Source organism: Microbacterium proteolyticum (genome assembly GCF_030818075.1).
Taxonomy (GTDB): domain Bacteria; phylum Actinomycetota; class Actinomycetes; order Actinomycetales; family Microbacteriaceae; genus Microbacterium; species Microbacterium proteolyticum_A.
Window position 1 is genome coordinate 1,635,473 of sequence record NZ_JAUSZZ010000001.1, and the last position, 13,125, is coordinate 1,648,597.

At 70.1% G+C, this 13,125-nt stretch carries 14 protein-coding genes; 8 read left to right on the plus strand and 6 right to left on the minus strand.

Annotation, left to right across the window (positions count from 1 at the left end; translation table 11 throughout):
* Positions 1–6 precede the first annotated feature (6 nt).
* Both QE392_RS07545 and QE392_RS07550 read right to left on the minus strand, forming a co-directional pair.
* Positions 7–1,071: an ROK family protein gene (locus QE392_RS07545; protein ID WP_307450255.1), complete on the minus strand. Its 1,065-nt coding sequence runs from the start codon at positions 1,069–1,071 to the stop codon at positions 7–9.
* Entirely contained in the window at positions 1,068–2,288 is a 1,221-nt protein-coding gene (locus QE392_RS07550) for an ROK family transcriptional regulator (protein WP_307450258.1), read from the minus strand. Before QE392_RS07550 ends, QE392_RS07545 begins: the two co-directional genes overlap by 4 nt.
* Positions 2,289–2,538: 250 nt before the next feature.
* On the opposite strand from QE392_RS07550, the gene QE392_RS07555 reads away from it, so the two are divergent.
* The 3 genes from QE392_RS07555 (at position 2,539) to QE392_RS07565 (ending at position 5,839) form a co-directional block, all read left to right on the plus strand.
* Entirely contained in the window at positions 2,539–3,525 is a 987-nt protein-coding gene (locus QE392_RS07555) for a carbohydrate ABC transporter permease (RefSeq protein ID WP_307450261.1), read from the plus strand.
* 11 nt (positions 3,526–3,536) lie between these two features.
* Positions 3,537–4,421 (plus strand): carbohydrate ABC transporter permease, encoded by an 885-nt coding sequence (locus tag QE392_RS07560; RefSeq protein ID WP_307450263.1) that lies wholly within the window; start codon positions 3,537–3,539, stop codon positions 4,419–4,421.
* A gap of 107 nt (positions 4,422–4,528) precedes the next feature.
* Positions 4,529–5,839 (plus strand): ABC transporter substrate-binding protein, encoded by a 1,311-nt coding sequence (locus QE392_RS07565; RefSeq protein WP_307450265.1) that lies wholly within the window; start codon positions 4,529–4,531, stop codon positions 5,837–5,839.
* A 67-nt stretch (positions 5,840–5,906) separates the two neighbouring features.
* Here the strand turns inward: QE392_RS07565 and QE392_RS07570 are convergent, their stop codons facing one another.
* Together QE392_RS07570 and QE392_RS07575 are read right to left on the minus strand one after the other, a co-directional pair.
* Positions 5,907–6,191: a hypothetical protein gene (locus tag QE392_RS07570; protein ID WP_307450267.1), complete on the minus strand. Its 285-nt coding sequence runs from the start codon at positions 6,189–6,191 to the stop codon at positions 5,907–5,909.
* A gap of 145 nt (positions 6,192–6,336) precedes the next feature.
* Entirely contained in the window at positions 6,337–6,705 is a 369-nt protein-coding gene (locus QE392_RS07575) for a DUF7882 family protein (protein ID WP_307450269.1), read from the minus strand.
* A gap of 140 nt (positions 6,706–6,845) precedes the next feature.
* Here QE392_RS07575 and QE392_RS07580 point away from each other — a divergent pair, with 140 nt between their 5' ends.
* Positions 6,846–7,280, plus strand: coding sequence for a MarR family transcriptional regulator (locus QE392_RS07580; RefSeq protein WP_307450272.1), 435 nt, complete (start codon positions 6,846–6,848; stop codon positions 7,278–7,280).
* Here QE392_RS07580 and aztA read toward each other — a convergent pair.
* Positions 7,252–7,923: a zinc ABC transporter ATP-binding protein AztA gene (aztA, locus tag QE392_RS07585; RefSeq protein ID WP_307450274.1), complete on the minus strand. Its 672-nt coding sequence runs from the start codon at positions 7,921–7,923 to the stop codon at positions 7,252–7,254. The two genes, QE392_RS07580 and aztA, sit on opposite strands and share 29 nt — an antisense overlap.
* A gap of 55 nt (positions 7,924–7,978) precedes the next feature.
* Between aztA and aztB the strand changes: the two genes are divergently transcribed.
* From aztB to aztD, 4 genes are read left to right on the plus strand one after another with little or no spacing between them, the layout of a single operon-like run.
* Complete coding sequence (aztB, locus tag QE392_RS07590) at positions 7,979–8,833, plus strand: zinc ABC transporter permease AztB (RefSeq protein WP_307450276.1); 855 nt, start codon at positions 7,979–7,981, stop codon at positions 8,831–8,833.
* Between the two features lie 15 nt (positions 8,834–8,848).
* On the plus strand, positions 8,849–10,072 hold the full coding sequence (locus tag QE392_RS07595) for an ABC transporter (protein WP_307450278.1): 1,224 nt from the start codon (positions 8,849–8,851) through the stop codon (positions 10,070–10,072).
* Between the two features lies 1 nt (position 10,073).
* Entirely contained in the window at positions 10,074–10,973 is a 900-nt protein-coding gene (gene aztC, locus QE392_RS07600) for a zinc ABC transporter substrate-binding protein AztC (protein WP_307450279.1), read from the plus strand.
* Positions 10,974–11,007: 34 nt separating this feature from the next.
* Positions 11,008–12,225: a zinc metallochaperone AztD gene (gene aztD / locus QE392_RS07605; RefSeq protein ID WP_307450281.1), complete on the plus strand. Its 1,218-nt coding sequence runs from the start codon at positions 11,008–11,010 to the stop codon at positions 12,223–12,225.
* A 3-nt stretch (positions 12,226–12,228) separates the two neighbouring features.
* Here the strand turns inward: aztD and QE392_RS07610 are convergent, their stop codons facing one another.
* Complete coding sequence (locus tag QE392_RS07610) at positions 12,229–13,116, minus strand: LysR family transcriptional regulator (protein WP_307450284.1); 888 nt, start codon at positions 13,114–13,116, stop codon at positions 12,229–12,231.
* Positions 13,117–13,125 lie beyond the last annotated feature (9 nt).

Here is a 13,125-nt window from a genome sequence, read left to right on the forward strand (position 1 = left end):
GGAACCTCACTGGTGATGGGAGTCGATGGGACGGAGGACGACGGGTTCGACGGGCGCGACCGCGCGCAGCGACGACAGGGCGGATGCCGCTGTCACGGCGAACCGGGAGGTGACCGGGCGGTCGTCGGACAGCAGTCCTGCGCCGATCAGGCCCGAATGCGAGCCGAGGGCCGACTGCACGACGGTGGGCGTCGCGCGCCACCCGAGTTTGGCGTCGATCGCGGCGCGGAGCGGGTCGATCAGCGAGGCGCCGGCCTGGGACAGGCCGCCCCCGATCACGATGCGGGCGGGATCGAGCACGGCGCTGAGAGAACCGAGACCGATGGCGAGCGCTTCAATGAGATCCGCCCAGACGGACGCGGCATCGGCGTCGTGAGCCAGGGATGCCACGAGCTCGGGGGTGGTCGTCGCTCCGACGCCGCCGCGGGCACGGTATCGGCGGAGCACGCTCGACGCACTGGCGTAGGCCTCGATGCAGCCGCGCTGCCCGCAGCCGCACAACTCGCGTCCGGGGCCGATGGGCATGTGGCCGAACTCGCCCGCCCCGCCCGTCGCGCCGTGCACGAGGGCTCCGGAGGTGACGACGGCGGCGGCCACTCCCGTACCGATGGGCACGAAGATGAACTCGCGGTAAGCCGCTGCCTCGTTGCGGTGAGCGGCGCGCTCGGCGATCGCGCCGGCGCGCGCGTCGTGCTCGATCCGGACGGGCAGGCCGAAGTCGTCGACGAGGGCGGGCACGAGATCGACATCGGCCCAGCCGAGGTTCGCCGCGTACACGACGCGTCCACGCGCGGCATCCACCAGACCCGGCGAGGCGACTCCGATGCCGGTCGCCCGTGCGCCGGTCGCGCCCACCTCGGAGACGAGCCGGGCGACGACGGCGCGGACGCTGCCGAGTGCATCGCGGTGCGCGGCGAAGGTGGCCATCGTGCAGTGCGCGATCACCGACCCGTCATGGGTGAAGGCGGCTCCCTTGACGGTCGTGCCGCCGACGTCGACGGCGATACGCGCCATCGGGCGGGAGTCGGCCGTGTCGTGCGGGCGGGCGGGGGTGGCGGCGTCGAGGGTCACGCCGGCTGCGCTGTCTGCGTCGTCTGCGCCTCGATGCGCGCGAGCTCGTCGATGCGTGCCGGGGCGAGCGCTTCCTCGAGAGCCAGCTTCACGGCTCCGCGCAGGCCCGCCGACGCCGGGTCGTCCGCCGCGCTGACGTCGAGATCGTGGGCGGCGATGGGCAGGCAGCGATTGAACAGCTCGGCGCGGATGGCGGCCACGAGAGGAGCGGATGCCGACATGGTGCCGCCGAGCACGACGCGCTGCGGGTTGAAGAAGTTCACCACGGATGCCAGGACCGTTCCGATGCGCGTACCCGCCTCGCGCAGCGCGGCGACGACGACGGGGTCGGCGGTGCGACCGAGTCGGATGACGTCGGAGACCGAGGAGACGTCGTACCCTGCCGCGGCGAGCTTCGCGGCGATCGCGCCGCCGCTGGCCACCGACTCGAGGCAGTCGTCGAGGCCGCAGACGCACGAGATGGCGGGCTCACCGCCCGCGGACGTGTGGCTGATCTCGCCGGCGGCACCGTTGAAGCCGCGCTGGAGGCGGCCTTCGGTGACGATGCCGCTACCGATGCGCATGCCCAGGACGACGGCGAGCAGATGGTCGCGGCCGGCGGGAGCCGTCTCGGCCAGTGCGATGAGGTTGGCGTCGTTCTCCACGAGCACGGGGGCATCGGTGAAGTCTGCGAACAGGGACGGGAGGCTGACGTTGTGCCACGACGGCATGAACGAGGGGAACACCACCCGGCCGGTCGGATACTCGATCGGAGCGGGCAGGCTCACGGCGATGCCGCGCAGCCCCGACATCTCGACCGACGCGGCAGCCGACGCCTCGACGACGCGCTGCCACATGAGTGCGACCACCGCCCCGGGCTCCTGCTCCTCCACGGCGGGGTGGGCGGTCTGGACGAGGAATCGGCCGTCCAGATCGGCGACTGCGATGTCGAGGTGATTCGCTCCGAAGTCGATCGCCGCGACCCACCCGGCTTCCCGCGAGACGTGCAGGCGCTTGGCGCGGCGTCCCCCGCGCGATTCCTGTTCGCCGTCTTCCGCGACGAGACCGAGGCGCTGGAGCGCATCGACGCGGATGCCGACCGTCGAGGGGGACAGGCCCGTGTGGCGGGCGAGCGCGGAACGCGACGTGGCCCGGTCCGACCGGATGAGTCGGAAGATGTCGCCCACGGAGCCGGGGGCGTACTCGGCGTCGCGGAGAGCGGGAGCGTGGGTCGGCATGCCCACACTCTATACAGACCTCGATGCAGAAATCGAACGAAGTCGATCAAAACTCGAATTACTTAATACTGACATCGACCTGAAATGTGCGCGAAACACTCAAACCTTAGCTTCGAGCGAACCGGCCCACGACGACGAACGCACAGACGGACACGAGCGCCGGGGGCCGATATTCCCTGCTGAAGGAGCTGATGATGCGCCACCTCGCCACCCGCACCCGCCCGACGATCGGGCACATCGGCGGTGCGCCGTGACGACGACCGCCCCCGCCCCGGAGCGGCCGCGCACGATGCCCGGCATCCGCGGTGCCGGCGACCGCCGCCGCAGCGAAGAGATCCGCCGCCGTCGCTCGATGCACGAGAAGGAGGGGCGCGCCGGCTACGCGCTCATCGCCCCCACGACCATCCTGCTGTCGGTCTTCTACCTGTACCCGCTGCTGCAGACGGTGGTCTACAGCTTCACCGACTGGAACCCGGGCAACCCGAGCAACACCCAGTTCGTCGGGTTCGCCAATTTCGCCGGCCTCTTCGCCGAGAACAGCACCTTCCCTCGTGCCCTCGGGAACACGGCCCTCATCGCCGCCATCGTGGTTCCCGGGTCCATGGCGCTCGGACTCGTCTTCGCGGCACTGCTGGACGGTCCCTTCCGGGGCCGATCGTTTTATCGCACGATGATCTTCGCTCCGCACATCGCCCCGACGGTGGGAAGCGCGCTCATCTTCTCGTACCTGCTGACGCCGCTCGGCGGGCTCGTCAACCAGGCGTTGAAGCCGTTCGGCATCAACCCCGTGCCGTTCCTCACCACCGAGCCGTGGGCGATCATCTCGGTCATCGTCTTCGTCATCTGGCAGCAGGTCGGCTACACGATGATCATCTTCTCGGCGGCGCTGTCGACCATTCCGCCGAGCTACCACGAGGCCGCGAAGCTCGACGGCGCGGGCGTCCTCCGCCGCTTCTTCTCGATCTCGCTGCCGCTGGTGGCGCCGACCAGCGGGTTCCTCGTCATCACCGGTCTCATCAGCACCCTGCAGATCTTCACGCAGGTGTTCGTCCTCACCGCCGGCGGGCCACTCGGATCGACCAAGACCGTCATCTACTGGGTCTACGAGCAGGGCTTCCAGTTCTTCAACGGCGGCGCCGCCACCGCGGCCTCGGTGCTGCTGCTGGCCATCGGCATCACCGTCACGGTCCTCCAGCTGCGCTTCCTCGCCCGCCGCGACACCATCGAGATGCTCTGAAAGGCCCCGACATGACTCTGTCTCTCGAGCGCACGGGCCCGCGCACGGCGGCCTCGGCCCCGCGCCGCCACAAGCCCGTCGCAGCCCACATCCCCGGCATCCTGCGCCATGCGGTTCTGATCGTCGCCACCGTGCTGTTCTTCGGTCCGTTCGTCTGGATGGTGCTGGTCAGCTTCAAGTCGGCGCAGGAGGCTCTGGCCGTACCGCCGACGTTCCTGCCGACCGAATGGCACGTCGACAACTACACCCGGTTGTTCGAGATCGCCCCGTTCGGGCGCTTCTACCTCAACACCGTCGTCGTCGCCGTGCTCTCGACCCTCGGTCAGGTGGTGACCAGCCTCATGGCCGGCTACGCCTTCGCGCGGCTGAAGTTCCGCGGCAGCAACGTCATCTTCGTCGTCCTGCTCGCGGCCCTCATGGTGCCCTTCGAGGTGGTCTTCACCCCGCTCATCTCGCTGCTGTCGTCGCTCGGCTGGCTGAACAGCTACCAGGGCCTCATCGTTCCGAACATCCCCTCGATCCTGGGTGTGTTCCTGTTCCGGCAGTTCTTCTCGAACTTCCCCTCCGAGATCGAGGACGCCACCCGCATCGACGGGGCCAACGTGTGGCAGCGCTTCCGCCTGATCATGGCTCCGATGGCCACGCCCATGATCGGCTCCTTCGCGATCCTGTCGTTCGTCTACAACTGGAACAACTTCTTCTTCCAGTTCATCGCGGTCAACCGGACGGAATTCTTCACCGTCCAGATCGGCCTCACGCTCCTGCAGTCGCAGGAGGGGGCCTCGAACTTCAACCTCCTCATGGCAGGTTCCACGCTCGCCGTCATCCCGGTGCTGATCGTGTTCCTGCTGTTCCAGAACCAGATCGTCAAAGCGATCTCCGGCGGTCTGCGCTGACCCGCGCCATCCGCACCCATCCCCACCCCACTCATCCGAAACCACCCGCACCACTCACCCGAACCCACCCGCTCCACCACCTGCACGCACTGCACCTAGGAGATGAAATGAACAAGGCACCTCTCGCCCGTCGGGGGCTCGCCGTCGGCGCCCTCGTCACGGCGGCCGTCACCCTCGCCGGCTGCTCCGGCGGCTCGGTCACCGGCAATGCCGGTGAGTCCGACGGCAAGACCACCATCACGATGTGGAACCAGGCCACCGGCGACGCCGCCACCAAGCTGAACGAGCTGGTCGAGGAGTTCAACCAGTCGCAGGACACCTACGAGGTCACGTCGCAGTTCATCGCCGCCGAGGGCTTCACGGCTCGCCTCGTGCAGGCCCTGAACAGCAACCAGGCTCCCAACCTCGTGCTGGGTGACTCGAACCCCTCGTCGCTCGGAGAGGCGATCGACACGGGCAAGATCGTCCCCCTCGACGACAAGCTCGGCACGGGCGACTACCCCCTCGCCGCTGAGGACATCCCCGCGGGCATGCTCGCTTCGGGCGTGTTCGACGGCACCACCTACGCGCTGCCCACCGACGGTGGCGACTACGCCATCATCTACAACAAGCAGAAGTTCGCCGACGCGGGCATCACCTCGACCCCCACCACCTGGGAAGAGCTGGCGGCGGATGCCAAGAAGCTGACGAAGGACGGCAGCTACGGCGTCTACCTGCCCATCGGCAGCAACGAGTGGCCGGTCTTCACCTGGCAGTCGATGCTGTGGAGCGCGGGCGGGGAGTTCCTGAACGAAGACAACACCCAGGTCGAATTCGATTCGGCCGAGGGAGTGACCGCGCTGAAGACCTGGACCGACATGATCGACGAGGGCGTGGCCTACCCGTCGACCGCAGCGGACAGCAACCAGAACCAGGGCTGGCCCGCATTCAACGCCGGTCAGTTCGCCATGTTCATCGGCGGCGCGTTCAACCTGAAGTCCGTGCAGGACGGCATCGGCGCCGAGAACGTGGGCGTGTTCACGTTCCCCGAGATCGAGACCCCGGCGATGAACACCGGCACCAACGTGTCGTACGTCACCGACGGCACCGACGAGCAGGAAGCCGGCTCATACGCCTTCCTGTCGTGGTTCATGCAGCCCGACCAGCAGGCGCAGTGGGACATCGCCTCCGGATTCCTTCCCACCAACCTGCAGACGCAGGACTCCGATGCGTGGAAGGCGCACGTCGCGGACAACCCGTTGCTGGAGGTCTTCGCCGACCAGCTCGAGTACGCGAAGTCGCGCCCGTCGATCAGCTCGTACTCCGAGATCAGCGCCGCACTCGGCGCCGAGCTCGAGAAGGCGATGCTGCGTCAGAAGTCGCCGGAGGACGCCCTCCGCGACGCCGCGGCGGCCGGTCAGGCCGTGCTCGACCGCTGACGCGCATGTGACGAAGGGCGGTGCGACGGAGGTCGCACCGCCCTTCGGCGTCTCGCGGGCAGGCCGCTCAGCTGGCCGCCAGCAGCGCTCGCGACCGGGTCTCCAGGAAGGCGACGAGAGCGCCCAGCACGTTCACCTCGTTGCCGAGGTTGACCAGGTCGACGCTGCCCAGCTCGATGACGGTGTCGCGGGCTTCCATGGTCGCCTTCCACGCACCACCGCCACCGGTGATCGGCTGGAGGTAGGTGACGGTCTTGGCATTGCTCAGATCGACGACGATGAGACCCGCGTCGGGGTCGGCCTCGTCTTCCTGATCGAGGAGGCGGATCTCGCTGCCGGTGAGATAACCCATCCCCCGGAACTCTGCGAGCCACTTCTCGAGCAGGTCTTTGTCCAATAGGCCCCGTACCGGCACAGCTCTCCCCGATCCATGCATATGAATGATGCGTGGACCCATTATGACGGGTCCGGAAAGAGTGATGTCGAGGATCGCTGGCTCAGGCCGCGCGAACCGGGCGCCCGGACGCGCGCCCGGCCTGTGCGGGGGTGCGTGCGGATCCTTCCGCGCTCTCCCACGTGCGCAGGTCGATCACGAGGCCCGAGGCGGCGTTGGCCTGGTCCGCGAGCGTCCGGAGGTACTCGCCGACCAGCTGCTCGGGCTCGGTGGACTGGAAGACGAAGCGGAGCGGGATCGCCGGCTGGAGCCAGATGGTGGAGCGCCCGCCCTCGTCTTCCGTGCCCGTCCAGGTGAGGGTGAAGGATTCGCCTCGGCGCAGCTTCGTGGATGCGATCACCTTGATGTAGCCCATGAGGCGATCCGGCAAGGAGATGGGTGCCGTGTCGGAACCGTAGAACAGGGTGGCCATGGTGATCTCCTTCGGTCGTGAGAGGGGGCGGCTGACGACTAAACTATCACGTATTTCACAAACTTAATTATTTAGGTGAAATATTCAGGTTCCTCACTATGGTGGGAGCAGCGGTCGGCCGGACCGCGTCGAGGAGGTGGATGCCGTTGTCGCTGCCCTCGGTGTTGATGATGGCGCTGGACGACTACGTCCGCGCCCGCGAAGACGCGATCGCGACGGCCCGTCGCGATCTGGGGGTGAGTGAACTCGAGGCGGCGACCCTGGCGTGCATCGCCGAGGAGCCCGGCATCCGTCCCTCGGATCTCCGCGGCCGGCTCGGTGTGACCGCCGCCGGTGTCACGACCCTCGTCGACCGCCTCATCGGTCGCGGACTGCTCCGCCGCGAGCTGGACACCGACGACCGGCGCGTCAACCACATCCATCTCGAGGTCGACCTCGATGCCGAGCCGTGGGTGGCGTTGCGCCGCTTCCCTCGCGAGGTCGAGTCGGCCGTCGATGCGGAGTCCGCCGACGTCGCCCGGGCGGCTGCCGAGATGCTCGCGCGGATCACCGAACGGGTTCGCGCGCGGCTCTGACCTCGGCGGGTGGGGTGCGCACGCGCCCGGTGTCGAGCGTGATCACCCGATCGGCGTCGGCGATGAGGCGGGCATCGTGGCTCACGCACACGACGGTGGCCCCGCGGCGACGTTCTCGCGCGATGGCGGCGCGATTGCGCTCGGCGCTGCCGGCGTCGAGGCCCGTGGTGGGCTCGTCGAGGAAGAGGATGTCGGCTCGGGATGCCAGTCCCTGGGCGAGGAGCGCGCGTTGCCGTTGTCCGCCGGACAGGGAGGCGAAGGGCCGCCGTGCGAGGGCGGTGATGTCGAGGAGCTCCATTGCCGCACGGATCGCCTCGCGGTCCTGGGCTGCGAGGCGACGGAACGGCCCGGTGCGTCGCCAGGTGCCGGCCGTGACCATGTCGCCGACGGTGAGCGGAAGATGCTCCGACACCGCCGCGCGCTGCGGGACGAACGCGCGTGACCGCAGGCCGACGTCGACCGTTCCCCGCGAGGGTTCGCGCGCCCCGGCCAGCACCTCGAGCAGCGTCGATTTCCCCGCGCCGTTCGGGCCCGCGATGACGGCGAGGATGCCGGCGTCGATTTCAACGTCGACGTCGTCGAGGGCGAGGGTGCCCGCGAAATCGACTCGGAGGGCGCGCGCGACGACGGCGTGTGGGGGCATGGCATCCATCATACGAGGTTGAGAATCGTTCTCATTCTCGGTACGGTCGGGCAACGTGTCTTGGCTCTCCGACCCCTTCTCGCTCGAGTTCGTGCAGCGTGCACTGCTCGGCGGGGCGCTCGTGGCGATCCTGTGCGCGATCGCCGGAACGTGGGTCATCGTCCGCGGAATGGCGTTCCTGGGCGAAGCGCTCGCCCACGGCATGCTCCCCGGTGTCGCACTGGCGACCGTGATGGGCTTCCCCGTGCTGCTGGGCGCCGCGGCGAGCGCGACCGTCATGAGCCTCGGTATCGGTGCCCTGCAGCGGCGGGCCAAGCTCTCGTACGACACCAGCATCGGCCTGCTCTTCGTGGGCATGCTCGCGCTCGGCGTGATCGTCATCTCTCACGCGGGGAGCTTCGCCACCGATGCCACCGCCATCCTGTTCGGCGACATCCTCGCCATCGGAACGGGCGACCTCGTCGTCCTGGCCGTCGCCATGGTCATCGGTGTGATCGCGGCGGCGCTTGCTCACCGCAGTCTCGTCGCGCTCGCCGTCGATGAACGCGTCGCGCGAGTGCTGGGCCTCGGGCCCCGTGTCGCCCAGACGGTGCTCGTCGGGCTCGTGACCCTGGCGGTCGTCGCCTCCTACCAGGCGGTCGGATCGCTGCTCGTCGTCGGCCTGCTCGTCGCTCCCGCGGTCGCCGCGCGCCAGTGGACGCACCGCATTCCCTCCACCATGGTGCTCGCCGCCGCGATCGGCGCCGTCTCGGTCGCCGCGGGCCTGCTCGTCTCGTGGCACGCCGCCACCGCGGCCGGCGCGACCATCGCCGCCTCGGCCATCGGCGCAGCCGGCGCGTCGTGGGCTCTTCGCGCCTGCCGTGATGCGGTGCGCCGGCGCGTGGCATCCCCCGTTCCCCTGCCCGCCTGAACCAGAAAGCCCCCCATGCTCCACCCCGCCTCCCCCCGGCGGCTCGCACCCCTCGGTGCGCTGCTGCTCTTCGCGCTCGCCGGCTGTGCGGCGCCGGTCCCGACCGGCGCCGACCCGTCGGCCGAACCGACCGCCGACACCCACGGAGAGATCGCCGGGGCCACCGAACTGGCGGAACCCGCCGTGGGTCTGACCTCCATCGACGGCGAAGGGCACGTGTCGCACCTCGATCTGCTCGACGAGACCACCGTCGACCTCGGCACGGTCCGTGCCCCGGCGGCGATGCATTCCGATGGACGGTACCTGTTCGCCTCCGACGAGACGGGCGTCTCGGTCGTCGACAGCGGGGTGTGGACGTGGGACCACGTCGACCACTTCCACTACTACCGCGCGGAGGCGAAGGTCCTCGGCGAGGTCCTCGGCGGCGGGGTGGCCGCGGTGTCGACGTCGAATTCGTCGACCACCGGGGGAACCGGGCTGTTCTTCCCCGATTCCGGCGAGGCGGTGCTGCTCGACACCGAGGCGTTGTCGAAGGGGGAGATCGTGGAGACCTTCCGCATCGTCGCGACGCCGGGCGACGGGCTCGTGGTGCCCGCGGGCTCCTTCGCGGCCGTCGCGGCGGCCGACGAGGTGATGCTGCACGCGCGCGACGGGGCGCCGCTGGGCGAGGCCGTCCCGTGCGTCGAACCCGCCGGAACGATCACGACCCGCGTCGGCGCGGTCATCGGATGCCGCGACGGCGCCCTCCTCGTCACCGTGGAGGAGGAGAAGCCCGCGATCGAGCGCATTCCGTACCCGGAGGGCGTGACGGCGCCGCGCGCCACCTCGTTCGCCAACCGGGAGGGGCGCCCGACGGTCGCGGCGGTCGCCGACGGCGCCGGCATCTGGATGCTCGACACGCGCGAGCGGACGTGGACGCTGCTGCCCGCGCCGGAGCCCGTCGTGCAGGTCACCGCGGTCGACGACAAAGACTCCACCGTCCTCGCGCTCACCGCCGACGGGCGCGTGCTGGTGCTCGACGGAGAGACGGGCGCGCAGCGTGCGGCATCCTCGCCTCTGGTGGGGGAGAGCCTCGCCGCGGGCCGGCCCGTCAGCCTCATCGCCGACCAGCAGCGCGCCTACCTCAACGGCCCGACCGAGGGGCGGATGTGGGAGATCGACTTCGCCGACGACGCCCGCGTCGCGCGCGAGTTCACGCCCGAGCGCGCGCCGCTCTTCGTCGCCGAGACGGGACGCTGACATGCGCAGACTCCTCGCCGCAGTGGTCACCGGCGCCCTGCTCGCGCTCACCGGGTGCGCCGGGGGAGCGGCATCCGATCGCCCCCTCGTCGTCGTGACGACGAACATCCTCGGCGACGTCGTGTCGCACCTCGTCGGCGACGACGTCGAGGTGATGACGCTCATGCGTCCGGGCGCCGACCCGCACTCGTTCGAGATCTCCGCCGCCGAGGCCGCCCGGATGCGCTCCGCCGACCTGCTCGTGGCCAACGGCCTCGGGCTCGAGGAGGGGCTCCAGCAGCACCTCGACGCCGCGGCATCCGAGGGGGTTGAGACCTTCGTCGCGGGGGATGCCGTCGCGGTGCTGCCGTACACCTCGACCGACGCCGGCGGCGCCGACGACCCGCACTTCTGGACCGATCCCGCGCAGATGATCGCCGTCGTCGATGCGCTCACGCCCGTGCTCGAGGGGCTCGGCGCTCCCGCGGTGGCCGAGCACGCCGCCGCGTATCGCGCCGACCTCGAGACCCTCGACGCCGAGATGGTCGCCGCCTTCGCGGCGATCCCGGCGGAGCGCCGTGCCCTGGTCACCAACCACCACGTCTTCGGCTACCTCGCCGAGCGGTTCGGCTTCCGCTTGGTGGGCGCCGTCATCCCCGGGGGCACGACGCTGGCCGCACCCAGCACGAGCGACCTGGCCGACCTGGTGTCGGCGATCGACGAAGCCGGGGTGCCGACGATCTTCGCGGAGTCGTCCTCGCCCGACCGGCTCGTGCGGGCACTGGCCGAAGAGGCCGACCGCCACGTGACGGTGACGGAACTCTTCACCGAGTCGCTCACCGACGCCTCCGGCGGCGCCCCCGACTACCTGACCATGATGCGCGTCAACACGGAGCGCATCGCCACCGGCCTGTCGCCCTGAGCGGCCGGCCACCCACCGAAGAAAGAGACATCACATGCGCAGTTCTTCCCTCCGCGCGGGCGGCTTCCGCCGCGCGGGCCTGCTCGCCCTCGCGGTCGGCGCGACCGTCGCCCTGTCGGCGTGCGCCGGCGGCGGCGGCGCCGGTTCGGCCGCGCCCGCCTCCGATGCCCCGGCCCAGGCCGGCACCCGCGTCGCCCTCTCGTATGCGGGCGGCATCGTCGTCCTCGACGGCGAGAGCCTCGAGACGCTCGGCGACTTCACGTCGGAGGAGTTCACCCGCTTGAACTCCGCCGGCGACGGCCGCCACGTCATGGTCACCACGAGCGCGGGCTTCCAGGTTCTGGATGCCGGCACGGCGGACGCCGAGCCCGAGCTCACCGACCTCGTGTTCCCGGCGGCCAAGCCCGGTCACGTCGTGACCCACGGCGGCAAGACCGTGCTTTACGCCGACGGCACCAGCGACTCGACGATCTTCGACACCGATGCCCTGCTGGCATCCACCGACGAACTCCCCGCGTCCGAGACCATCCCGGGTGTCGAGGCGCACCACGGTGTGTCGATCGTGCTGGAGGACGGCTCGTTCGTCACGACCGTCGGCAACGCGAACGGTCGCACGGGCATCGTCGTGAAGGACCCGTCGGGCGCCACCGTCGCCGAGAACGCCACCTGCCCCGGCGTGCACGGCGAGGGCACCACGCAGAACGAGGTCGTCGTCTTCGGCTGCGAGAACGGCGCGCTCATCTACGCCGACGGCGAGATCACCAAGGTCGACGCCCCCGACCAGCCCTACGGACGCATGGGCAACATCTTCGTCACCGACACCAGCCCGCTCGTGCTCGGCGACTACAAGGACGACCGGGATGCCGAGGGCTACCTGCTGCACCGCGTCTCGCTGATCGACACCGAGGCCAAGACCCAGACCGTCGTCGACATGCCCGCGGGGGCCGAGTACACCTTCCGCGACCTGGCGCGCGGCCCCGAGGACCTCGGCTACATCCTAGCCTCGGACGGGTCGATCCACGTGTTCGACCTCGAGAAGGGCGCGTTCACCGAGTCGTTCCCCGTCATCGGCGCGTGGGAGGGTCCGGTCGAGTGGCAGGACGCCCACCCCGCCATCAAGGTGTCGGGCGACATCGCCTACGTCACCGAGCCCGCGAAGAACGCCGTGCACGCGGTCGATCTCACCACGGGTGAGGTCCTGAAGAGCGTCACGCTCGACGTCACGCCGAACGAGATCGCGCTGACCCGCTGATCCCTAAGAGCCGCCCCGGTCGTACGCCACCTGCAGTGCCCTGCGCACCGCGCGTACGCCGGGGCGGTCGGCTGTTCCGCGGCGCACCGCGGTGAACACCTCGCGACGCGGTTCGCCCGGCAGATCGACCAAGCGCACGGGCGGGTCGTCGCCGGCGAAGACGAGGTCGGGGATGAGCCCGACGGCATGACCGGATGCCACGAGCCGCACGTGGGCGGTCAGGTCGGCCATCTCGAAGCGCACGTCGGGTTCGAACCCGGCGGCGCGACACTGCTGCGTGACCCACTGCCGCGCGGCGGTGCCCACCGGTTCCATCACCCACGCGCGCTCGCGGAGGTCTTCCAGCGCCCGCGCGCGATCGTCGCGCGCGACGGCGAGGCGGATGGCATCCCGCCCCAGCAGGCTCCGTTCGATGCCGTCACGATGCTCCCGTGTGTGGCCGGGGTACTGCTCGGCGACGGCGAGGTCGAACCCGCGCGCGGCGACCTCGAACAACCCCTCCTCGGGGGCGAGTTCGGCGACCTCGATCCGCAGGTGCGGCTCGCTCTCGGCGAGAGCGTCGAGGGCGCGGGGGAGCAGGCCGTGCGCGGCCGACTGCATGACGGCGACGCGCACCGGCGCCAAGGAGGGGCGGAGGCGTTCGAGCTCGGCGCGGGCGGCCTCGTCGGCGTCCAGCATCCGGGCGGCGTGAGCCGCGAGCGCGGCCCCCTGCGCGGTGAGACGCAGGCGCCTGCCATCGGGCTCGAGCAGCGGTACCCCGGCCTCCTTCTCGAGCAGCGAGAGCTGCTGGGAGATCGTCGACGGGCTGTAGGAGAGTGCTTCGGCGACGGCGGCGAGCGTGCCCCTCAGAGACAGTTCGTGCAGCAGGCGCAAGCGGCGGAGGTCGAACACGGCATCCCT